The sequence below is a fragment of the Pseudomonas sp. Nvir genome, assembly GCF_963778085.1.
Taxonomy (GTDB): domain Bacteria; phylum Pseudomonadota; class Gammaproteobacteria; order Pseudomonadales; family Pseudomonadaceae; genus Aquipseudomonas; species Aquipseudomonas juntendi.
In genome coordinates, this window is record NZ_OY970405.1 from 932,520 (window position 1) to 954,672 (window position 22,153).

General features: G+C 62.5%; 21 protein-coding genes and 2 pseudogenes. 17 read left to right on the plus strand and 6 right to left on the minus strand.

Going from position 1 to position 22,153, the window contains the following annotated elements; all coding sequences use genetic code 11:
* Window positions 1-105: 105 nt before the first annotated feature.
* Complete coding sequence (gene norR / locus AACG97_RS04570; protein WP_110678782.1) at window positions 106-1,662, minus strand: nitric oxide reductase transcriptional regulator NorR; 1,557 nt, start codon at window positions 1,660-1,662, stop codon at window positions 106-108.
* 153 nt (window positions 1,663-1,815) lie between these two features.
* Here norR and hmpA point away from each other — a divergent pair, with 153 nt between their 5' ends.
* The 13 genes from hmpA (at window position 1,816) to AACG97_RS04635 (ending at window position 14,713) form a co-directional block, all read left to right on the plus strand.
* Window positions 1,816-2,991 (plus strand): NO-inducible flavohemoprotein, encoded by a 1,176-nt coding sequence (hmpA, locus tag AACG97_RS04575; RefSeq protein WP_115293404.1) that lies wholly within the window; start codon window positions 1,816-1,818, stop codon window positions 2,989-2,991.
* A 457-nt stretch (window positions 2,992-3,448) separates the two neighbouring features.
* The gene (locus AACG97_RS04580) at window positions 3,449-3,955 is read left to right on the plus strand and encodes a disulfide bond formation protein B (protein ID WP_009685199.1); all 507 of its coding nucleotides are present in this window, start codon (window positions 3,449-3,451) and stop codon (window positions 3,953-3,955) included.
* Between the two features lie 557 nt (window positions 3,956-4,512).
* Entirely contained in the window at window positions 4,513-5,454 is a 942-nt protein-coding gene (cyoA, locus tag AACG97_RS04585) for a ubiquinol oxidase subunit II (protein WP_054890292.1), read from the plus strand.
* A 3-nt stretch (window positions 5,455-5,457) separates the two neighbouring features.
* Window positions 5,458-7,476, plus strand: coding sequence for a cytochrome o ubiquinol oxidase subunit I (cyoB, locus tag AACG97_RS04590; protein ID WP_009685201.1), 2,019 nt, complete (start codon window positions 5,458-5,460; stop codon window positions 7,474-7,476).
* 3 nt (window positions 7,477-7,479) lie between these two features.
* Window positions 7,480-8,106, plus strand: a complete 627-nt coding sequence (cyoC, locus tag AACG97_RS04595; protein ID WP_029886722.1) for a cytochrome o ubiquinol oxidase subunit III — start codon at window positions 7,480-7,482, stop codon at window positions 8,104-8,106.
* Window positions 8,106-8,438, plus strand: coding sequence for a cytochrome o ubiquinol oxidase subunit IV (cyoD, locus tag AACG97_RS04600; RefSeq protein ID WP_003248599.1), 333 nt, complete (start codon window positions 8,106-8,108; stop codon window positions 8,436-8,438). The genes cyoC and cyoD overlap by 1 nt, the downstream gene beginning before the upstream one ends.
* Before the next feature lie 11 nt (window positions 8,439-8,449).
* Window positions 8,450-9,337: a heme o synthase gene (cyoE, locus tag AACG97_RS04605; protein WP_029886721.1), complete on the plus strand. Its 888-nt coding sequence runs from the start codon at window positions 8,450-8,452 to the stop codon at window positions 9,335-9,337.
* A 306-nt stretch (window positions 9,338-9,643) separates the two neighbouring features.
* Window positions 9,644-10,852: an alanine transaminase gene (alaC, locus tag AACG97_RS04610; RefSeq protein ID WP_009682133.1), complete on the plus strand. Its 1,209-nt coding sequence runs from the start codon at window positions 9,644-9,646 to the stop codon at window positions 10,850-10,852.
* A 197-nt stretch (window positions 10,853-11,049) separates the two neighbouring features.
* Window positions 11,050-12,177, plus strand: a complete 1,128-nt coding sequence (locus AACG97_RS04615) for a hypothetical protein (protein ID WP_054890291.1) — start codon at window positions 11,050-11,052, stop codon at window positions 12,175-12,177.
* A gap of 126 nt (window positions 12,178-12,303) precedes the next feature.
* On the plus strand, window positions 12,304-12,687 hold the full coding sequence (locus tag AACG97_RS04620) for a YkgJ family cysteine cluster protein (protein ID WP_029886718.1): 384 nt from the start codon (window positions 12,304-12,306) through the stop codon (window positions 12,685-12,687).
* A 504-nt stretch (window positions 12,688-13,191) separates the two neighbouring features.
* Window positions 13,192-13,755 carry a GNAT family N-acetyltransferase gene (locus AACG97_RS04625; RefSeq protein WP_009681616.1) on the plus strand — a complete coding sequence of 188 codons (564 nt, stop codon included), beginning with the start codon at window positions 13,192-13,194 and terminating at the stop codon, window positions 13,753-13,755.
* A gap of 11 nt (window positions 13,756-13,766) precedes the next feature.
* Window positions 13,767-14,306: a hypothetical protein gene (locus tag AACG97_RS04630; protein ID WP_125855768.1), complete on the plus strand. Its 540-nt coding sequence runs from the start codon at window positions 13,767-13,769 to the stop codon at window positions 14,304-14,306.
* A 20-nt stretch (window positions 14,307-14,326) separates the two neighbouring features.
* Complete coding sequence (locus tag AACG97_RS04635) at window positions 14,327-14,713, plus strand: lysozyme inhibitor LprI family protein (protein ID WP_054890549.1); 387 nt, start codon at window positions 14,327-14,329, stop codon at window positions 14,711-14,713.
* Between the two features lie 574 nt (window positions 14,714-15,287).
* On the opposite strand, the gene mnmH is transcribed toward AACG97_RS04635, so the two are convergent.
* From mnmH to AACG97_RS04650, 3 genes are all read right to left on the minus strand, one after another.
* Complete coding sequence (gene mnmH, locus AACG97_RS04640) at window positions 15,288-16,400, minus strand: tRNA 2-selenouridine(34) synthase MnmH (protein WP_197885750.1); 1,113 nt, start codon at window positions 16,398-16,400, stop codon at window positions 15,288-15,290.
* Window positions 16,400-17,434 carry a selenide, water dikinase SelD gene (gene selD, locus AACG97_RS04645; RefSeq protein WP_029887425.1) on the minus strand — a complete coding sequence of 345 codons (1,035 nt, stop codon included), beginning with the start codon at window positions 17,432-17,434 and terminating at the stop codon, window positions 16,400-16,402. Before selD ends, mnmH begins: the two co-directional genes overlap by 1 nt.
* 92 nt (window positions 17,435-17,526) lie before the next feature.
* Window positions 17,527-17,679: a hypothetical protein gene (locus tag AACG97_RS04650; RefSeq protein ID WP_225786120.1), complete on the minus strand. Its 153-nt coding sequence runs from the start codon at window positions 17,677-17,679 to the stop codon at window positions 17,527-17,529.
* An 18-nt stretch (window positions 17,680-17,697) separates the two neighbouring features.
* Here AACG97_RS04650 and AACG97_RS04655 point away from each other — a divergent pair, with 18 nt between their 5' ends.
* From AACG97_RS04655 to phnE, 4 genes and pseudogenes are all read left to right on the plus strand, one after another.
* The gene (locus tag AACG97_RS04655) at window positions 17,698-18,552 is read left to right on the plus strand and encodes a putative selenate ABC transporter substrate-binding protein (protein ID WP_054890551.1); all 855 of its coding nucleotides are present in this window, start codon (window positions 17,698-17,700) and stop codon (window positions 18,550-18,552) included.
* Entirely contained in the window at window positions 18,549-19,358 is an 810-nt protein-coding gene (locus AACG97_RS04660; RefSeq protein WP_054890552.1) for a phosphonate ABC transporter ATP-binding protein, read from the plus strand. The genes AACG97_RS04655 and AACG97_RS04660 overlap by 4 nt, the downstream gene beginning before the upstream one ends.
* Window positions 19,352-20,179 (plus strand): PhnE/PtxC family ABC transporter permease, encoded by an 828-nt coding sequence (locus tag AACG97_RS04665; protein ID WP_054890553.1) that lies wholly within the window; start codon window positions 19,352-19,354, stop codon window positions 20,177-20,179. Before AACG97_RS04660 ends, AACG97_RS04665 begins: the two co-directional genes overlap by 7 nt.
* Window positions 20,176-20,942: pseudogene (gene phnE / locus AACG97_RS04670) on the plus strand (phosphonate ABC transporter, permease protein PhnE). The gene AACG97_RS04665 and the pseudogene phnE overlap by 4 nt, the downstream one beginning before the upstream one ends.
* 36 nt (window positions 20,943-20,978) lie before the next feature.
* On the opposite strand, the gene AACG97_RS04675 reads toward phnE, so the two are convergent.
* Together AACG97_RS04675 and AACG97_RS04680 are read right to left on the minus strand one after the other, a co-directional pair.
* Window positions 20,979-21,872 (minus strand): bestrophin family protein, encoded by an 894-nt coding sequence (locus AACG97_RS04675; RefSeq protein WP_047150158.1) that lies wholly within the window; start codon window positions 21,870-21,872, stop codon window positions 20,979-20,981.
* Between the two features lie 82 nt (window positions 21,873-21,954).
* Window positions 21,955-22,071, minus strand: a pseudogene (locus AACG97_RS04680) (GNAT family N-acetyltransferase); the annotation flags it as partial.
* Between the last annotated feature and the right edge of the window lie 82 nt (window positions 22,072-22,153).

Consider the following 22,153-nt stretch of genomic DNA (forward strand, 5'->3'; position numbering starts at 1 on the left):
CACAGCCTCGACCAGGCAGCCGAGAGTGGGGTGGTTAGGGAGATATAGCAGCCAGGCGGGAAGCAACCAGATGGCTTTCTGGGTTAATCCTTTTGTAGATAAACCTCAGCGAAGCCCCAGCCGACGGGCCAAGCGGCTGAGGTTGGCACGGTCCAGACCCAGCTCGCGCGCCGCTGCCGCCCAGTTGTCCTGATGCCGTTGCAGGCACGCTTCGATCACCTGGCGCTGGTAGCTGTCGACGGCCTCGCGCAGGCCACCCTCGGGCAGGTTGGCTACCGACAGCGGCGGGGCAGGGAGGGGCGTGGCTGCGGCCGCCGGTGCCGTTGTACGCACGTCCAGGTCGCTGGCCTCAAGGGTCAGGATACGTGGCCGGTCGGGGTGTTGGCCCAGCGCCTTGAGCGCTGAACGGCCGATCAGGTGTTCCAGTTCGCGCACGTTGCCAGGCCAGGCATACGCCAGCAGCGCGGCCTGGGCCTCACTGCTCAGGCGCAGGCTGTTCAGGCCCAGGCGCGAACGGTTCTGTTCGAGGAAGTAGCCGGCCAATAGCAGCACATCACGCCCACGTTCGCGCAGTGGCGGTACCTGCAGCGGGTACACGCTGAGGCGGTGATAGAAGTCGGCGCGGAAGTTGCCGTTGCGCACTTCGGCCGCCAGGTCACGGTTGGTGGCGGCGATCAGGCGCACGTCCACGCGGTGCTCGCGGTCCGACCCCAGGCGTTGCAACTGACCGCTTTGCAAAACGCGCAGCAGCTTGGCCTGCACGGTCAGCGGCAGTTCGCCGACTTCGTCGAGGAACAGCGTGCCGCCGTTGGCCAGTTCAAACTTGCCGCGGCGCTCGCCGTGCGCGCCGGTGAAGGCCCCGCGCACATGGCCGAACAGCTCACTTTCCACCAGGGTGTCCGGCAGGGCTGCGCAATTGAGGCTGACCAGCGGCTGGTTGGCGCGGCTACTGGCCTGGTGCAGGGCCTGCGCCACCAACTCCTTGCCAACACCGGTTTCGCCGGTGATCAGTACCGTCAGGTCGCTGCCACCGACCAGGCGGATCTCTTCCACCAGGCGTTTGTGGGCCGGGCTTTGGCCGATCAGCTCCTGGTGCTGGCCACTGGCCTGGCGGTAGATTTCGGCGCGGTGATGTTCGTCTTCGGCACGCAGGGCCAGGTGGTGGATACGCTCGGCCACGGTTACGGTCGCGGCGGCCAGGCTGGCGAAAGCTTGCAGGGCATCCAGCTCCAGGCTCTGGAACTGCCCCGGGGTCAGCGCATCGAGGGTGACCAGGCCCCATGGGCGCTCATCGACCATCAACGGGCAGCCCATGCAGTCGTGAACTTCGAGCGAGGCCGCGACGGCGGTCACCAGGCCATCATAGGGGTCGGGCAGCTCGGAATCGCTGGCGAAGCGGGTGGGCTCGGGGCGGCTGAGCAGGATCTGGAAGCGCGGGTGTTCGCTCACCCGGAACCGCCGGCCGAGGGTATCGGGGCTCAGCCCGTCCACGGCCAGCGGTACCAGCCATTCGCCGTCCAGGCGCAGCAGCGCGGCGGCATCGCATGGCAGCAGGCTGCGCATGGCCTGCAACAGGCGGCGATAGCGCTCCTGGTCGGGCAATTCGCGGGACAGATCACTGACCAGTGGCAGCAACGTGGTGAGCAAAGGCTTTGTGGTCATATGGACTCCAGTAGGTCTTTATGACTATACGGCCTACTGCGTCTTTTTGACATGGTTGGTCTCAAGTGTCTGATTTAATTGGAAATTTAAGTTGGCATGATTGGTGTAATGACCTAGGCATCATTTGAAGCCCTAGGCCCAGGAGTCACCGCAATGCTCAATGCCGACCAACGTGCGATCATCAAGGCCACAGTCCCACTGCTGGAAAGCGGCGGGGAAGCGCTGACCACTCACTTCTACAAGATGATGCTCAGCGAGTACCCCGAGGTGCGTCCGCTGTTCAACCAGGCCCACCAGGCCAGCGGCGACCAGCCGCGCGCGCTGGCCAACGGCGTGCTGATGTATGCTCGCCACATCGACCAGCTGGAGCAACTCGGCGGCCTGGTCGGGCAGATCATCAACAAGCACGTCGCCTTGCAGATTCTGCCGGAGCACTACCCGATCGTCGGCAGTTGCCTGTTGCGCGCCATCGAGGAAGTGCTGGGCAAGGACATTGCCACCCCGGCGGTGATCGAGGCTTGGGGCGCTGCCTATGGTCAGTTGGCCGACATCCTGATCGGTGCCGAAGAAAACCTTTACCAGCAAAAGGAAGCGGCCGAAGGTGGCTGGCGCGGGACCCGCGAGTTCCGCCTGGTGCGCCGCGAACAGGAAAGCAGCGAAATCGTTTCGTTCTACTTCGCCCCTGTAGACGGCAAACCGGTGCTCAAGGCCGAGCCCGGGCAGTACATTGGCCTGAAACTGAACATCGACGGTGCCGAACAGCGCCGCAACTATTCGCTGTCGGCGTTGTGCGACGGCAAGGAGTACCGCATCAGCGTCAAGCGCGAGGCGGGCGGCAAGGTGTCCAACTACCTGCATGACCAGTTGCAGGTTGGCGATACCCTGCAACTGTTCCCGCCAGCAGGTGACTTCACCCTGGCTGCCAGTGCCAAGCCGCTGGTACTGATCAGTGGCGGTGTGGGCATTACCCCGACCCTGGCGATGCTGCAGGCCGCCCTGCACACCGGGCGTCAGGTGCATTTCATTCACTGCGCACGCAATGGTGCGGTGCATGCCTTCCGTGACTGGATCGATGGCCTGGCGGCGCGCCACCCGCAGCTCAAGCGCTTCTACTGCTATGCCGAGCCGGATGGTGATGCGGCCGATGCCGTGGGCGTGCTGAGCGAAGACCTGCTGGCCGAGTGGCTGCCGCGTGAACGGGACGTGGATGCGTACTTCCTTGGGCCGAAGGGCTTCATGGCGGCGGTCAAGCGCCAGCTCAAGGGCCTGGGCGTGCCGGAACAGCAGAGCCGCTACGAGTTCTTCGGGCCGGCGGCGGCGCTGGAGTGATGGAGTGGCCGTACCGGCCCTATCGCCGGCAAGCCGGCTCCCACGGGGACTGAGCAGGTTTTGGGGCTTGTAATGTTCCTTGTGGGAGCCGGCTTGACGGCGATAGGGCCGGTCCAGCCTTATGCATTTCCAGCGGCATGCCACGCATCACACCTTTGTGCCTATATATAAAGGAAAGATGAAAGCACCAGCGCCGCTTTCATTCTTAATCATCCTTTAATCACGGTATCCTTCACTCCCGGGTGTCGAGGGGCTTGCCCCTGCGCGGCGCCCGGGCGCTGGTTTTTTGCCGCCCGCCGTTGAACCGACCTCGTTCTGGCCGGTCTCAGCCACACCGGATAGCCCTGCGCAGTGCTATCACGCCGCTTCCTCGGCACGCTCACAGGCCCCGCTCAGCGTGTAGACTTGCGCCAGGGCAGGCGGACCACGCTGCCACTTTCCATCGAAGGAACCGGTAATGAACGAACAAACATCGCGCCTGAATCGGGAACGGCGCTTTCTGGTGCTGCTGGGCCTGATCTGCATTTCGCTGATCGGCGGCGCGCTCTACATGCAGGTGGTACTGGGCGAGGCGCCGTGCCCGTTGTGCATCCTGCAGCGCTACGCACTGCTGTTCATTGCCGTGTTCGCGTTCATCGCGGCGGCCATGCCCGGGCGCCGTAGCCTGACCTTCTTCGAGGCCCTGGTCGTGCTCAGTGCCATTGGCGGAATGATTGCGGCTGGCAACCATGTGTATATACTCGCCAACCCGATGGTCAGTTGTGGTATCGATACGCTCCAGCCGATCGTCGATGACCTGCCGCTGGCCAAGCTGTGGCCCTTGGCTTTCCAGGTCGACGGCTTCTGCAGCACGCCATACCCGCCGATCCTCGGATTGTCGCTGGCGCAATGGGCGCTGGTAGCCTTCGTTCTGACCGCTGTGCTGGTGCCGCTTGGCATCTACCGAAACCGCCGCCAGGCTTAGACAAAAGTCCCGATTTGCGTGGGGTCTTTTACAGGCCGCGAGAACAGGGAAAAGTTGCCGCCCGCTTGATCTGGATCAATCTCAAAGCCTTGCAGCATGCGGCTTTGAGGCCTGGCAAGCGGGGTGCGACAAACTGTCGCGAAGTTGAATAATCAGTCGCCATTGTTGCAGATTCTGTAAAAGACTGTTGCTCAATAAGTCATAGTCAAGGGTTGGCGACCTAACTACAATCGCCCCCAATTCCCGTTCGGCACTGCTTGCGAGTCGCAGGATTGAAGGAAGCCCCAGCGCTTCTTTTTGCTGACTTCGTCAAGTTTCGCCCAACGGCGATACCGGGCGGACCCCCCTCCGCGTTTTCCCGCACCAAATGGACTTGGTCTGAAGTACAGGCCTGTTGCCTACGAAACCAAAAGCACCGCTAACCCGCTTGAGCCAAGGTCCTGCAGTCAGACCCAGGCAGGAGCGAGTACGGGCGCGACATGCCTCACTTGGCAGGACGAAGTGTTGGCTACCAAAACACAAATTGCATTGAAGCAAGCTGATCTAGAGGTCGTGAGATGAGTAAAAAGCGTTACCCCAGACTGTTTGGCATATTGCCCTTTTTAGGCATGCTTTTACTCAGTGGGTGCAACTGGACCCTGCTCGACCCGAAGGGCCAGGTCGGCATTGAGCAAAAGAACCTGATCCTGATCGCTACCGGGCTTATGCTGCTGGTGGTGGTGCCCGTCATCATCATGACCCTGGCGTTCGCCTGGAAGTACCGTGCTTCCAACAAGGCTGCCACCTACACCCCTGACTGGTCGCACTCGACCAAGATCGAGGCCGCGGTGTGGATCATCCCGATCCTGATCATCATCGCCCTGGGTTACGTCACCTACAAGTCCACCCACAAGCTGGATCCGTACCGTCCGCTGGACTCCGACGTCAAGCCGGTACAGATCGACGTGGTCGCGCTGGACTGGAAGTGGCTGTTCATCTACCCGGAGCAGGGCATTGCCACGGTCAACAAGATCGTCTTCCCGGCTAACACCCCGGTCAACTTCCGCGTCACCTCCGACGCCGTGATGAACTCGTTCTTCATCCCGGGCCTGGGCGGCCAGATCTACGCCATGGCCGGCATGACCACCAAGCTGCACCTGATCGCCAACGAAAACGGCGAATTCGACGGTATCAGCGCCAACTACAGCGGTGCTGGCTTCACCGGCATGAAATTCAAGGCTACTGCCACTTCCCAGGAAGACTTCGACAAGTGGGTCGCCGAGGTCAAGCAGTCGCCGAAGAAGCTGGACAAGGCCGAATACGAAGCCTTGGCCAAACCAAGCGAAAACAACCCAGTCGCGCTGTATAGCGAGGCATCGCCAGAGCAGTTCCAGCTGATCGTAGACAAGTACGAAGGCATGAACCGCGGCCGTAGCCACGAAGAAGCTGGCAGCAAAGATCTGGCCACAACCAAGGGTGTGGAATCGAGTATGCAACCAGCTGCCGGTGCAGAGGAGTAAGAGATGTTCGGTAAATTAAGCCTGGAGGCGATACCCTATCACGAGCCGATAGTCATGGTGACGCTTGCCATGATCGCGCTCGGCGGTATCGCTGTCGTCGGTCTTATCACCTATTTCCGCAAGTGGACCTACTTGTGGAGCGAGTGGCTGACTACTGTCGACCACAAAAAGATCGGCGTGATGTACATCATCGTCGCGATGGTCATGCTGCTGCGCGGCTTTGCCGACGCCATCATGATGCGTACCCAGCTGGCTGCCGCAACCGGTGGCTCCGAAGGCTACCTGCCGCCTGAACACTATGACCAGATCTTCACCGCCCACGGTGTGATCATGATCATCTTCATGGCGATGCCGTTCTTCACCGGCCTGATGAACCTGGCGGTTCCTCTGCAGATCGGTGCACGTGACGTTGCCTTCCCGTTCCTGAACTCCCTGAGCTTCTACCTGCTGCTGGCAGGCGTGCTGCTGGTCAACATCTCGCTGGGCGTTGGTGAATTCGCCAAGACCGGCTGGGTTGCCTATCCGCCGCTCGCAGGCATCCAGTACAGCCCTGGGGTAGGTGTCGATTACTACATCTGGGCGCTACAGCTATCCGGATTGGGTACGACGCTTACCGGCGTGAACTTCCTCGTCACCGTGATGAAGATGCGCGCACCTGGCATGAAGCTGATGGACATGCCGATCTTCACCTGGACCTGCACCTGGGCCAACGTCCTGATCGTTGCATCGTTCCCGATCCTGACTGCTGCACTCGCGCTGCTGACTGTTGACCGTTATCTGGACTTCCACATTTTCACCAACGAGCTTGGTGGGAACCCGATGATGTACGTCAACCTGTTCTGGGCGTGGGGTCACCCTGAGGTTTACATCCTGATCCTGCCGGCCTTCGGCGTGTTCTCGGAAGTGACTTCGACGTTCTCTGGCAAACGCCTGTTCGGCCACCACTCGATGATCTACGCATCGGGCGCGATCGCCATCCTTGGCTTTGCGGTATGGCTGCACCACTTCTTCACCATGGGTGCCGGCGCCAGCGTCAACACCTTCTTCGGCCTGGCGACGATGCTGATCTCCATCCCGACCGGTGTGAAGCTGTTCAACTGGCTGTTCACCATGTACCAGGGCCGCGTGCGCTTCACCCCGCCGATGCTCTGGACCCTGGGCTTCATGGTCACCTTCTCCATCGGTGGCATGACCGGCGTACTGCTGGCCGTTCCAGGTGCTGACTTCGTTCTGCACAACAGCCTGTTCGTTATTGCGCACTTCCACAACGTGATCATCGGTGGCGCGGTATTCGGCTACATCGCCGGCTTCGCCTTCTGGTTCCCGAAAGCCTTCGGCTTTACCCTGAACGAGAAGTGGGGCAAAGCTGCCTTCTGGTTCTGGCTGTCGGGCTTCTACGTTGCGTTCATGCCGCTGTACGCCCTGGGCTTCATGGGCATGACCCGTCGTCTGAACCACTCCGACAACCCACTGTGGGAACCCTACCTGTACGTAGCCGTTGTCGGCGCCGTGCTGATCCTGTTCGGTATCGCTTGCCAGCTGATCCAGCTGTACGTTTCGGTCCGCGACCGCAACCAGAACCTGGACGTGACCGGCGACCCATGGGGCGGCCGTACCCTGGAATGGTCGACTTCTTCGCCACCTCCGTTCTACAACTTCGCTCACATGCCTGAGAAAGTTGGCCTGGACTGCTGGCACGAAGCCAAGGAAGAAGGCGTTGCGTACAAGGTTCCGGCCAAGTACGAAGCCATCCACATGCCGAGCAACACTGCTACCGGTCTGTTCATGGGCCTGTTCCTGACCGTCTTCGGCTTCGCTTTCATCTGGCACATCTGGTGGCTGGTGGGCGCGAGCCTGGTTGCAACCATCGCGGTCTTCGTTCGCCACGCTGCACGTGACGACCAGGGCTACATGGTTCCGGCCGAAGAAGTGGCGCGCATCGAAGGCGAGCGTATGAAAGCGCTGGCCAAAGCAGGTGCTCTGCCTGCCGGCGCACGTGTCGAATCGTTTGAGCGGGTGTAATCAATGTCCAGTCAAGTAATGCACGGCGGCGCAGCTCATGGTCACGACCATGGGCATGACGACCACCACCACGACTCGGGCCAGATGACCGTACTGGGTTTCTGGCTGTACCTGATGACCGACTGCATCCTGTTTGCGTCGCTCTTCGCCACCTACGCGGTGCTGTCCGGCAGTTTTGCCGGCGGCCCGTCGGGTCACGACATCTTCCAGCTCGACTTCGTAGCTGTTGAAACGCTGTTCCTGCTGCTGTCCTCGATCACCTTCGGCTTCGCCATGCTGAAGATGTTCGATGGCAAGAAAGCAGGTGTGCTGGGCTGGTTGGCTGTGACCTTCCTGTTCGGTGCAGGCTTCATCGCGATGGAAATCTATGAATTCCATCACCTGATCGGCGAGGGCTTCGGCCCGCAGCGCAGTGGCTTCCTGTCGGGCTTCTTTGCCCTGGTAGGTACCCACGGCCTGCACGTGACTGCTGGTCTGATCTGGATGGCAATCATGATGTACCAGATCAACAAGCACGGCATCACGCCGACCGCCAAGACCCGCATGAGCTGCCTGAGCCTGTTCTGGCACTTCCTGGACGTGGTCTGGATCTGCGTATTCACCGTCGTTTACCTGCTGGGGGTTCTGTAATGGCTAACGCACACGACACTCATCACGAAGGTAATCACGGCAGCGTCAAGTCGTACATGATCGGTTTCGTACTGTCGATCATCCTGACCGCGATCCCGTTCGGCCTGGCCATGACCGCCAGCCTGCCGAAGAACCTGACCGTTCTGATCATCGTTGCCATGGCCGTGATCCAGGTGGTTGTGCACCTGGTGTACTTCCTGCACATGGACCGCTCGAAAGAGCAACGCAACAACGTATCGACGTTCCTGTTCACCACGCTGGTGATCGCACTGCTGGTCGGCCTGTCGCTGTGGATCATGTTCAGCATCCACTTCGAAATGCTGGCCAAGTGAGGTAAGACTGCATGTCCGTTAAGCACTTTATCCAAATCACCAAACCGGGGATCATTTTCGGTAACGTGCTTTCCGTGGCAGGCGGTTTCTTCCTTGCCTCGAAGGGCCATGTGGATTTCGCCCTGTTCCTGGCGGCGGTGATCGGTACTTCGCTGGTGGTAGCGTCCGGATGCGTGTTCAACAACTGCATCGACCGTGACATCGACCACAAGATGGAGCGCACCAAGAACCGCGTGATGGTTCAGGGCGGCATGTCGCTGCCCCTCGCGCTGATCTACGCCACCCTGCTTGGGGTGGCGGGTTTCAGCCTGCTGTATGTCCAGGCCAACCCGCTGTCGGCGTTCTGCGCAGCAGTAGGGTTCGTCGTCTACGTCGGCTTCTACAGCCTGTGGCTGAAGCGCAAGTCGGTGCACGGCACCTTGGTCGGCAGCCTGTCGGGTGCCATGCCCCCGGTGATCGGCTACTGCGCCGTGAGCAACAGCTTCGACCTGGCTGCGGTAACCCTGCTGGTGATGTTCAGCCTGTGGCAAATGCCGCACAGCTTTGCCATTGCCATCTTCCGCTTCAAGGATTACAGCGCTGCCAACATTCCGGTGCTACCGGTGGCGCGCGGCATTCTGGCGGCGAAGAAGCAGATCGTGCTGTACGTACTGGCTTTCGTGCTCGCTACCTTGATGCTCACCCTCGGCGGTTACGCCGGCCTCGGCTATCTGGCCGTGGCAGCTGCCATGGGCCTGTACTGGCTGTACATGGCCTGGGGTGGCTACAAGGCCGAGGACGACAGCAAGTGGGCGCGCAAGGTGTTCGGCTTCTCCATCCTCACCGTCACTGCCCTGAGCGTGATGATGGGTGTGGACAGCCAAACCGCTGCGGACGTGCTGATGACATACGCACGCTGAAATAGCTGCCTGTTTCACGAAAACCCTGGCCATGTGCCGGGGTTTTTTTATGGGTGTTTTCCTGTGCCGGCCACGGCGCAGGCCCAGGGGCTGCGGGTAACCCTGTGGGAGCGGGCGAGCCCGCGAAGAGGCCAGCGCAGGAAAACATAAATCCTGTATTTTCAAAAAATACTTCTGAAAAGATCTAACAAAACAGGTTTTTGTCCTTTACAGGTATCCTGTCTCGGCACTATCTTCTGATCCAGGCCGCCATGTCGGCCAGCGTCGCTCGGACGGTTCCGGGCGCTTACGTTCTCAGAGGAAACCATGGCCAACCCAGGTTCGCCGCGCCGCTTTGCGCGCATCGATCGTCTCCCCCCTTACGTCTTCAACATCACTGCCGAGCTCAAGATGGCTGCCCGCCGCCGTGGCGAGGACATCATCGACCTGAGCATGGGTAACCCCGATGGCGCCACGCCGCCGCACATTGTCGAGAAGCTGGTGCAGGTTGCCCAGCGTGAAGACACCCACGGCTATTCCACCTCGCGCGGTATTCCGCGCCTGCGCCGGGCCATCGCCAACTGGTACAAGGAGCGCTACGAAGTCGACATCGACCCGGAGAGCGAAGCCATTGTCACCATCGGTTCGAAGGAAGGCCTGGCGCACCTGATGCTCGCCACCCTCGACCAGGGCGACACCGTGCTGGTGCCCAACCCCAGCTACCCGATCCACATCTACGGCGCGGTGATCGCCGGCGCCCAGGTGCGCTCCGTGCCGCTGGTGCCGGGGGTGGACTTCTTCAACGAGCTTGAGCGCGCCATTCGCGAGTCGATACCCAAGCCGAAGATGATGATCCTTGGCTTCCCGTCCAACCCCACCGCGCAGTGCGTAGAGCTGGACTTCTTCGAGCGTGTGGTGGCACTGGCCAAGCAGTATGGTGTGCTGGTGGTGCATGACCTGGCCTATGCCGACATCGTCTATGACGGCTGGAAAGCCCCGTCGATCATGCAGGTGCCGGGCGCCAAGGACATTGCGGTGGAGTTCTTCACTCTGTCCAAAAGCTACAACATGGCGGGTTGGCGCATTGGCTTCATGGTCGGCAACCCCGAGCTGGTCAATGCGCTGGCGCGGATCAAGAGCTACCACGACTACGGCACCTTCACCCCGCTGCAGGTGGCGGCCATCGCTGCCCTGGAAGGCGACCAGCAGTGCGTGCGCGACATTGCCGAGCAGTACCGCCAGCGCCGCAACCTGCTGGTCAAAGGCCTGCACGAGTTGGGCTGGATGGTCGAGAACCCCAAGGCGTCGATGTACGTCTGGGCGAAGATTCCGCCGGCGTATGCGCACCTGGGGTCGCTGGAGTTTTCCAAGAAGCTGCTGGCCGAGGCCAAGGTATGCGTGTCGCCGGGCATCGGTTTTGGTGATTACGGCGATGATCATGTGCGCTTTGCCCTGATCGAGAACCAGGACCGCATTCGCCAGGCCATCCGCGGCATCCGGCAGATGTTCCGGGCTGACGGGCTGGTCCGCAAGTAAGGCCATCGCGACCCAAGGCCGCTCCCACAGGGACCACGCAGCATCCGAAAGCTGCGCTGTACCGGTGGGAGCGGCCTTGTGTCGCGAAAGGGCTGCAAAGCAGCCCCAGGGTCTTCAGCCGGGCGAGCTTTCCGCCTGCATTCCAAGCCTCAGCCAACCTACCTTCGGCACTCATTTCTCACCGAAGGGATCCCCCCATGAGTGTCTTCACCGCCTATTTCTGCGGCACCGGCTCGCACCGCTTCGACCACGCCAACCCCAATTTCTGGAACGGCGAGCTGGTTTCGACCCTGGCCAGCAACGAGCAGGGCCACGAGTTCGCCCACTGGATTGCTGTCGATGGTCCAGGCAGCGGCAACCTTCAGGATGACAACCTGTTCGTGGAACCTGGTGGCTATTACAACTGGACCGGGCAGCTGTTTGGCCGCGGCTGGGAAGAAAACGTCAACCACGTGCTGCAGGTGATCAAAGGCGAAAGCAACTGGCAGCGCAACGAACTGAGCAAGGAAGAATACGAGCGGCTGAAGCAAGCCGGGGTGCCGATACCGGATGCCGGGTCTGCGGCTTCATGGTTCTGGCGCAACTACAGCTACGGCGCCCGCCACCCCACACCGCAGCAATTGCAGGAGGGCATCATCAGCATGTTCCGCAAGCCGCGCCTGCCGACCCAGGTCAACCTGGTGGGCTGGAGCAGGGGAGGGATCAGCTGCCACATGCTGGCCAATGCCATGGCACAAGACCCTGTACTGCGCGACATACCGGTGAACATCTTTGCCATCGACCCGGTACCGGGCGTTGGCAATGTGCAGCAGCAGCGGGTCAGCCTGACCGGCAATGTGAAGGAGTACGTGGGGTTCTATTCACGGGATGAGCGTTCCAAAGGGTTTGCCTGCGTGGTTCCTGCCGTGGCGAGCACTACACGCATCTGCATCTATCCAATGCCTGGCCGGCACGCCACGCTGGTAGGCAACGCATCGCTTGACGGCGCGGGCGCGGGCAAGGTGTTGGCTGAGCCGGGGTTGATCGTTCGCCACTTTGCCGAAGTCTGCCTGGCCCGCTGGGGTGTGCAGTTGGGCAAGCGCCTGGCGTTGACCGACAGCCAGCTGATGCAGTATCACCAGCAAATGGCGGCGGCAGACGACCAGTACCAGGCCATGCGAAAGGCGTCCTATACCGTGCTCACCGAGGGTGAGAAGGACAACCGCCTGGTGCACTGTGGCCAAGCGCCCATGCGCTTCAGCGAGGTGCAGGGTGCAGCCTACGAACCCAGCGCGGGCCTGGCCTTGCAGCGCTGGGACGCCGACACTTACAAAGCCATCTGCTAGCGTTGCCAGGCGGCCGGATCAGCGGCAATTTTTTTTGCGTTGCCCCTCTATCCAGCCGCCCCTGCTTGGACTGAGAATGGCGCCGCGGGCCAGACCCGATAACAACAACCTTCCCTCCGTGCCATCATGTCCGAATACAACCCTTGCCTTGACTGCGGCGCCTGCTGCGGGTACTTCCGTGTGTCTTTCTTCTGGGGCGAATGCCAGTCTGCCGGGGGCGTTGTCCCGGATGACCTGGTGGTGCAGGTCAACCCTACCCGTGTGGCCATGATCGGCACCGATGCCAAGCCGTGCCGCTGTATCGCTCTTCAGGGCGAGGTCGGCAAAGAGGTGGCCTGTACCATTTATGCCAACCGCTCCAGCCCGTGCCGTGAGTTCGAGGCGTCGTGGGAGGGTGGGGTGCACAACCCCAGTTGTGACGCCGCCCGGGCAGCATATGGGCTGCCACCGCTGACACCGCCTGGGGCCAACGAGCCGCATTGGCCGGATGATGGGGCCGAGGTGGCCTGACGCTTTTTCGCTGGCCTGCACTGGCCCTATCGCCGGCAAGCCAGCTCCCACAGGGATCGCCTTAGGGCTGACAGGTGTTTGCCACAAGGTATGCAGCGCCTGTTAGAGCGAGCGCCGCCCGCGCGGCGCATCGCGAGCTGCGCTCGCTCCTACGTTTGTTTCGGGCCAATTATTCCTGTGGGATTTGCGCGCGAACGCCTTGGCGCATGCCTCAAAATCGCGTCGTAAGCACAAGGCGTCCGCGCGCATCTGGCACAGGGGTTACTGGCCCGAAACAAACGTAGGAGCGAGCGCAGCTCGCGATTGCGCCGCGCGGGCGGCGCTCGATCTCACAGGCGCTGAAGATGCTCCGGCTACCCTTGCCAGAAACCATAGAATCTCCCACAGGTACTGCGCAAAGCTCAGGTGTTGTGTCGCGATGGGCTGCGCAGCAGCCCCGGGATGCCGTAACCTCGCGCTTGACGTTAAACTGTCATCTCCCCAGCAATGGACAGGAGATCCGGCGTGACCCCACCCCGCAGTTTCCCCAGTGACCTCTGCCTCGACAGCCCGCGCCTGCAACTGCGCCCCATGCGCCATGCCGATGCCGCGCAGTGGCTGGCGATCATGGCCGACCCCGAGGTCATGCGTTATTGGCACCATGCCCCTTGGCAAAACCTGGCTGAGGCCGAAAGCGCCCTGGCCGCCGACCGCGAAGCCTATGCCAATGGCGACCAGCTCAAGCTGGGTATGTACCGCCGCGACAACGGTGAACTCATCGGCATGGTCCAGCTGTTCAACATCGACGATGTTTCCCGCCGTGGCGAGATCGGCTACTGCCTGGCCAGCGCCGTGCAGGGCAGGGGCTACATGGACGAAGCGCTCACCTGCTTCATCGATTACCTGGCCAACACCCTGCACATGCGCCGCCTGGAAGGTGAGATCGACCCGCGCAACCAAGGCTCGGCACGCACCCTGGAACGGCAAGGTTTCGTGCTTGAAGGCACCCTGCGGGCGCGCTGGTGCGTGGCCGGTGAGTTGTCCGACTCCGGCATCTATGGTCTGCTGCTTGAGCCCCCAGTCGCCTAGGAATTTGCCCTTTGCCCGTTTTCTACCTGAGCATCAGCCTGCTGCTGTACTTGCTCGCCCTGTTCTTCAACGGCGCGCACATGAATGGCGGGCATCACATGCCGGCGCTGCAGATGCTGCTGTACGGGCCATGGGGCTTGCCCTTCGGCTTGCACCAATGGTTTGCCAACCCGCTGCTGGCGTTGGCCATCCTTGCCCACCGGCGCTTTCGCCGGCTGGCTTTGCTGGCCGGGTTGGCGGCGGCTTACCTGGCGGGCAGCAGCTTCGGCATCACCCGTCTGCCGGATAACCAGACTTATGAATTCCATGACCTGAGCGGGTTTGGTGCCGGCTTCTACCTGTGGCTGGCGGCGATGGGCGTGTTTTGCCTGGGCCAGGCCTGGCATTGCTGGAAGGCCCGCAGCGCTGAGGACATGCCCGGTTGGAACTGGCTTGATGTGGCCTTGATTGCGGCGTTGGGTGTGGCGGTTTATGCCGCCACACAGATGCCAGCGCTGCAATTCGAGCCGGGCAAGGTGCTGATGCCGCCGGTGCAACCCCAGACGCTTTGATACCTAAAAGGAGAGTAGGCATGTGCAAGCAATACCTGGCAGGGCTGGCACTGACCTGCGTGCTGCCATTGGCCGTGGCCGATGACTACACGGCGGCGTACGTGCAGTGCATGGACAAGGCCTCCAGCACGGTGGCCATGAGTGAGTGCATCGGGGCCGAGACGCAGGTGCAGGACCAGCGGTTGAACCGGGTGTATAAGCAACTGATGGGCAAGCTGGATGCCGGGCAGCAGAAAAGCTTGCGCGATGTGCAGCGCAAGTGGCTGGCGTACCGCGATGGCAATTGCCAGTTTCATGTGCAGGCCAGTGGCGGGACCATGGCGCAGCTGGAAGGCGGTACCTGCATGATGAGCATGACCCGCGACCGCGCGGCGGAGCTGGAGCGGGTGCTTAGCCCGGGGCAGTGAGTTGCCTGTACGGGCCTCTTCGCGGGCATGCCCGCTCCCACAGGGGTAGTGTTGGGAGCAACTGACTTGTATTGCCTGGACTGGCCTCATCGCCGGCAAGCCAGCTCCCACATGGATTGCGCCAGCTTATGGCTTTTGAGCAAGACAGTTGCTCCCCCAGGGATTGCACAGGATTTGAAGTCGATGCGATCGAGGTGGGAGATTCTATGGTTTCTGGCAAGGGTAGCCGGAGCATCTTCAGCGCCTGTGAGATCGAGCGCCGCCCGCGCGGCGCAATCGCGAGCTGCGCTCGCTCCTACGTTTGTTTCGGGCCAGTAACGCCTGTGACAGGCGCGCGCGGCCGCCTTGTTTGTACGGCGCGATATTGAGGCATGCACCAAGGCGTTCGCGCGCAAATCCCACAGGAATAATTGGCCCGAAACAAACGTAGGAGCGAGCGCAGCTCGCGATTGCGCCGCGCGGGCGGCGCTCGCTCTAACAGGCGCTGCCATACCTTGTGGCAAACACCTGTCAGCCCTAATGCGATCCCTGTGGAGCTGGCTTGCCTGCGATGGGGCGCGAAGCGACCCTGGTTTTACAGGTGTGGCTGGCGCAGTGCCCGGGCCTTGAGGTACTCGCGCACTTCCACGGCATCCCCGGCAAACTCGATGCGCTCGGCCTTGGCTGCCCGCTGGTAGGCATACATCGGGTCGTAGTACTCGTTCAGCAAACCCTCGATCCAGCCCCGGTGCAGGTCCACCGCGCCGCTGCGCTGCTGTTCTTCCAGGGCCTGGCGCAGAACTTCCGATAGCCGTTGGTAGCGTTCGCCACCCAGGCGCTTGTGGATGTTGGCCATGCTCTGCAGCATGCGCTCGGCAAACAGGCGGCGACCGTCTTCCTCGCCATGCACGGCCATAAACTCGGCACTCAGGTTGATCACATAGTCGCGAAGAATGCGTTCCACGCGGTTAGCGAAGCTGTCCTCCAGCCACACCAGCGGATACCGCTGCATGCCTTGGTATAGCTCCAGCGGCAACGTGCAACTGCCGACAATACGGCCTTCATCCTCCAGCACGAACTGCTCGACCCCTCGGGCACGCTTCTTCAGCACATCGATGGCCAACTGGTTCTCGAAATCGATCTGCGCCGGCTGCGCCGTGGCGCGCTTGCCGAAGCTGGAGCCGCGGTGATTGGCGTGGCCTTCCAGGTCGAGCACGTTGTCCAGTTGCTGCAGCACATCGGTCTTGCCGGTGCCGGTCAGGCCGCCGACCAGCACGAAATCGCATTGGGCCACCGCCTGCTGGGTCGTCCCCAGCAGAAAGTTACGCATGGCCTTGTAGCCACCTCTGACGCGTGGGTACTGGATGCCCGCTTCATCGCGCAGCCAGCCCTGCACGATCTGCGAGCGCAGGCCGCCCCTGAAGCAGTACAGGTAGCCCTCGGGATGCGCCTGGGTAAAGGCTACCCAGGCTTGCAGGCGGGCCTGCTTGGTAGCACCGCTGACCAACTGGTGGCCCAGCGCGATGGCGGCGGCCTGGCCCTGTTGCTTGAAGCAGGTGCCGACCTTCTGCCGCTCCTGGTCGTTCATCAGTGGCAGGTTGACCACGCCAGGGAAGGCGCCTTTGGCGAACTCGACCGGCGCGCGCATGTCCATCATCGGCACGTCGTGGAGGAACAGCTGGCGAAAATCGGTGCAGTCGGGGCGCATCAGATCACCTCGACCGCGTGGCTCTGTCGCTCGACCAGCTTGCCGATCGGCGCCAGTTGCAGGCCCAGTTCGGCGGCCACCGCCAGGAACTCTGCTTCACCTTGCGGGGTAACTGCCACCAGCAGGCCACCGCTGGTTTGCGGGTCGCACAGCAGGTGCTTCTGGTCGTCGCTGAGCGTACCGATCTTGTGCCCGTAGCTGTCGTAGTTGCGCAGGGTGCCGCCGGGGATGCAACCCTCGGCCAGGTAGTGGTCGACACTGGGCAGGCGCGGTACAGCGGCGTAGTCCAGGTGCGCGGTAAGGCCGCTGCCTTCTGCCAGTTCGACCAGGTGGCCGAGCAGGCCGAAGCCGGTGACGTCGGTCATGGCCTTGACCCCGTCCAGCTTGCCAAAGCGGCTGCCGGGGGTATTGAGGGTGCACATCCAGTCACGGGCCAGGCCTTGGTCCTGTGCGCGCAGCTTGGCCTTTTTCTCGGCAGTGGTGAGGATGCCGATGCCCAGTGGCTTGGTCAGGTACAGCTGGCAGCCGGCGCTAGCGGTGTCGTTGCGCTTGAGGTGGCGCTTGCTGACCACGCCGGTGACAGCCAGGCCGAAGATGGGCTCGGGAGCGTCGATGGAGTGGCCGCCGGCCAGTGGAATACCGGCTTCAGCGCACACGGCACGGCCACCGCGGATGACTTCGCGGGCGACTTCCGGTGGCAGCACGTTGACTGGCCAGCCAAGGATGGCGATGGCCATCAGCGGGTCGCCGCCCATGGCGTAGATGTCGCTGATGGCGTTGGTGGCGGCGATTCGACCGAAGTCATAGGGGTCATCGACGATCGGCATGAAGAAGTCGGTGGTCGAAACCACGCCACGTTCGTCGTCCAGTGCGTATACCGCGGCATCGTCGCGTGAGGCGTTGCCGACCCACAGTTTCGGGTCCAGGGCCTGGGTGCCGCTTTCAGCGAGGATCACGTCCAGCACCTTGGGGGAAATCTTGCAGCCACAGCCGGCACCGTGGCTGTACTGGGTCAGGCGAATCGGCTCGCTCATACGTACCTCAGCAGGTCAATTTGTTGCGCGATTGTAGCAAAGCTGGCCTTTGCGCCTGTGCCTCTTATAATTCCTTGGGCCAGCTTCAAGCTTCAAGCTTCAAGCAAAAGCAAAAGCAAAAGCCACATGCAGGCTGCTTTTGCTTTTGCTTTTGCTTTTGCTTTTGCTTTTGCTTGCAGCTTGCAGCTTGCAGCTTGCAGCTTGCAGCTTGCGACTTGCGACTTGCAGCCGCTTTTCCCCGCCATTGAACCGGAGAACCCCCCATGCTCAAACGCCCCCTGGCGCTCGCCGCTGGCCTTGTGCTGTCCTGCTGTGCCGTTGTCGTGCAGGCCGCTGAAACCTTGCGGGTCAGCGCCATCCCAGATGAAGCACCCACCGAACTGCAGCGCAAGTTCAAGCCGTTGGGCGAGTACCTGGCCAAGCAGTTGGGCATGGAAGTGAAGTTCGTGCCGGTGGCCGATTACCCGGCTGTGGTCGAGTCGCTGGCTTCCGACCGCCTCGACCTGGCCTGGCTGGGTGGGTTCACCTTCGTCCAGGTTCACCTGAAGGACCCGACCGTCACGCCGTTGGTGCAGCGTGAGCAGGATGCGCAGTTCACCTCCAAGTTCATCACCGCCGACCCCAACGTGAAAAGCCTGGCCGACCTGAAGGGCAAGTCGTTTGCCTTCGGCTCCATCTCGTCCACGTCCGGGAGCCTGATGCCGCGCTACTTCATGCTCAAGCAAGACAACATCAAGCCTGAGGACTACTTCAGCCGTGTGGCCTATTCCGGTGCCCATGACGCCACCGTGGCGTGGGTGCAGGCGGGCAAGGTCGACGCAGGTGTGCTCAATGCCAGCGTCTGGCAGAAGCTGGTGGACGCCGGCAAGGTCGATACCAGCAAGGTGAAGGTCTTCGCCACCACACCGACCTATTTCGACTACAACTGGACCGTGCGCGGCAACATGGACCCGGCGCTGAAAGAGAAGATCAAAAAGGCCTTCCTCGCCCTCGACCCGGCCAACCCGGCGGACAAGGCGATTCTCGACCTGCAGGCCGCCAGCCGCTTCATCGAGACCAAGGCCGAGAACTACGTGGGCACCGAGCAAGCGGCGCGTGAGGCCGGCCTGCTCAAGTGACAGCCTCGAACGCGGCCATCCAGCTGCATGGCGCCGGCCTGCGCCACGGTCAGGTGCGCGCTCTCGATGCCGTCAGCCTGCAGATCGACCAAGGCGAGCGCGTGGCCATCATCGGGCCTTCGGGCGCGGGCAAGTCCAGCTTGCTGCACCTGATGGCCACGGCCGTGCGGCCTGGCAGCGGGCGCCTGGAACTGCTCGGCGAGCAGCCCTGGGCGTTGTCGGTGCGGGCGCGTCAACGCTTACGTGCGCGGGTCGGCCTGGTACACCAGGCGCCACCCTTGCCGCCGCGCCAACGGGTGGTCACGGCAGTGCTGGCAGGGCGCCTGGGGCAGTGGGGGCTGCTGCGCGGCTTGTTCAACCTGCTGTACCCCAGCGATGTCGCAGGCGCTCGGCAGGTTCTGGCTGAACTGGGCCTGGCCGACAAGCTGTTCGTGCAATGTGGGCAACTGTCCGGCGGGCAGTTGCAACGGGTCGGCATCGCGCGCGCGTTGTATCAACGGCCGCAGGTACTGCTCACCGACGAACCCGTGTCGGCCATGGACCCGGTGCTGGCCGACCACAGTCTGGCTTTGCTCAACCGCCATGCCCAGCGCCATGGCGTTACCCTGGTGGCCAGCCTGCATGCGGTGGAGCTGGCGCTGGCGCATTTCCCTCGGGTGGTCGGTATTCGCGAGGGGCAGGTGGCGTTCGACTGCCCGGCCACTGCGGTTACCAGGCAGATGCTGGATGCACTGTACGCCAACGAACACCTGGCTTCGCCGCCAGCCCCTGGGGCACCCCTGACCGTGCAGATTCCGCGATGCTGAAAGCCAGCACCCGCGACCCGGCCTTATTGCCGCGGTTGCTGCTGGCCGTGCTGGCTGTGGCAGTCCTGTGGCCGGGTATACGGTTGAGCGAGCTGAACCCCGGTGTGCTGTTGCAGGCAGAGAACCGGCAGCAGATCGCCCAGTTCACCCGCGCGTTCTGGCCACCGGCCCACGACGCCGATTTTCTTGCATTGCTGTACGACGCCACGTTGCAGACCCTGGCCGTGGCGACTGCCGGCATGGCGCTGGCATTGCTGCTGGCAATCCCGGCTGGCTTGCTGGCCAGCCGGGCGTTGTCGTTGCGCGCTGCATCCAGGGGCGGACGGGCCGGGTTAGGGTCACGGGTGGTACGCCTGCCTGTGCGCGGGGTGCTGATTTTCCTGCGCAGCGTGCCCGAGATAGTCTGGGCGTTGCTGTTCGTGCGTGCGGTAGGGTTGGGGCCGACGGCAGGGGTACTGGCCATTGCCATCACCTACAGCGGCATGCTCGGCAAGGTCTATGCCGAGATTTTCGAATCGGTCGACCAGCGCCCGGCACATGCCTTGTTGCAGGCGGGCAGCGGGCGCTTGGCGGCGTTCCTCTACGGCATCCTGCCCAATGCCGCCGCCGAGGTGGTGTCGTACACCGTGTACCGCTGGGAATGCGCGGTACGGGCTTCGGTGGTGATGGGCTTTGTTGGCGCCGGGGGGCTGGGGCAGCAGATCGACCTGTCGATGCGCATGTTTGCGGGTGCCGAGGTTGCCAGCATGCTGCTGACGTTCCTGTTGCTGGTGATCCTGGCCGACCTGCTCAGCCGCTTGCTGCGTTGGAGGTTGGCATGAACCGGGTGATCAACCTGCTACTGCTGGGGGCCATCGTGGCGGCGGTAGCGGCCTCGTTTGCGTACCTGCAGCTGGACTTGCAAGCACTTGTCGGCAATGGCGGCCTGGGGCAGATGGGCGAATACGCCGGGCGCTTCCTGCACCCTGACTGGTCTGCCGGGCACCTGAAGGCGGTATGGCACGGGGCGCTGGAGACCCTGGCCATGTCCGGGCTGGGCACCCTGTTGGCGATGATGATGGGGATGCTGCTGGCGCTGCCGGCGGCGGGCCGCTTCGGTTGGCCGTTGCAGGGCGCTGCGCGGTTGCTGCTCAATGCCCTGCGCGCCATTCCGGAGCTGGTGTGGGCGGCGCTGACCGTGCTGGCCGCCGGGCTTGGGCCCAATGCAGGCACCCTGGCCCTGGCGCTGCACACTGCCGGGGTACTGGGGCGGTTGTTTGCCGAGGCGCTGGAGAACGCGCCGCCAGAGCCTGCGGCGGCGATCCGTTTGCAGGGGGGTAGCCAGGTGGCGGCCTTCTGCTTTGGCACCTTGCCCAATGTGTGGCCGCAGTTGCTGGCGTATAGCTTGTACCGCTGGGAGAACAACATTCGCATGGCCAGCGTGCTGGGGTTTGTCGGGGCGGGGGGCTGGGGCAGATGCTGTACACCACCTTGAGCCTGTTCCAGGAAGCCCAGGCCAGTACGGTGATCCTTGGCATGCTGGTGCTGGTGTTGCTGGTGGACCTGCTCAGTGATGTGTTGCGCCAGCGTTATGTGCGGGCCTGACCGATAGCCAGGGCCGCCAGGCAGCCCGAAAATCCATCAGGCTCCCACCACCTCGCCACACTGCGCCTCGCGCTGCATCGATTCCAGGTTGCGCTCGATCGTCTCGCAAATGGTGTCCATCTGGATCTGGTGCTCACTGAACCTGAACGGGCTCTGCAAGTCGGTACCGATCCGCTCGATGGCCAGCAACATGAACCCCACCACCGTCGACGCCAGCGGTGTGAACCAGCCCAGCGACTCCACCAGCCCCACCGGCACGATCAGACAGAACAAGGTGATGAACAGGCGCGGAAAATACACATAAGGGTACGGCAGCGGCGTATTGGCAATCCGTTCCATGCCGCCCTGGGCATTGGACAGGTCCACCAGGGTTGCCTCCAGCCGCGCCAGGCGAATGCTGTCCAGCCGCCCGGCCTGGTACTCCCGGGCCAGCAAGGCCGCCGAGCCGCTGAGGATGTCGTTGGCGAAGTTGTTCGAGCGGTTGCGCCGTTCGAACTCCGCCGGCGGGATAAAAGCCATCAGTTCCTCCGGGCAGGGTTCACCTTTGAGGTGTGCCGCCAGGCAGTTCACATACGCGACATGCCGGCGCAGGAGGGTGGCCTTGACCGGGTTCAGGCCGTCGTCCGTGTCATCGATCAGGGTCAGCGTCTGCCGGGCAAAACTGCGCGAGCTGTTCACCAGCGCGCCCCATAACGTGCGTGCTTCCCACCAGCGGTTGTAGGCACTGCTGTTGCGAAAGCTCACCAGCACTACCAGCGCAGAACCCAGCAGGGTCAATGGGATCAGCGGCAAGGTGAACTTGCTGTTGAAGAACAGCATGAAGTCGATGGTGACCAGCACATCCCAGATCAGCAGCCAGAACAGCGACCAGCCGATGTAGCCGATGGTCTTCACCACCAGGCGGTACTTGCGGGCGATGACGTCTTTCACGCGGGGGGACCTCGGAACGCGGGGGATGCAGGATGGGACGTCGAGGGGCGCCGAAGGTTCGCCATCCTTGAGCGGGTGTATCCATAAGGATACGATTGGGTGGCCACTTGATGATGCCGAATGGTGTGAAGCCCAGCTGTGGATAGAGCAGCAGGCCGGCGGTGTCGTGATTGAAGCATGGCACTCGGGCCTCCCGAGCGCAGGCTCAAATCCCGCGCAGGCCTTGTAGTAGCGGGTTTACCCGCGAAGAGGCCATCAGCCTCACATCATAGGCCGCTTTC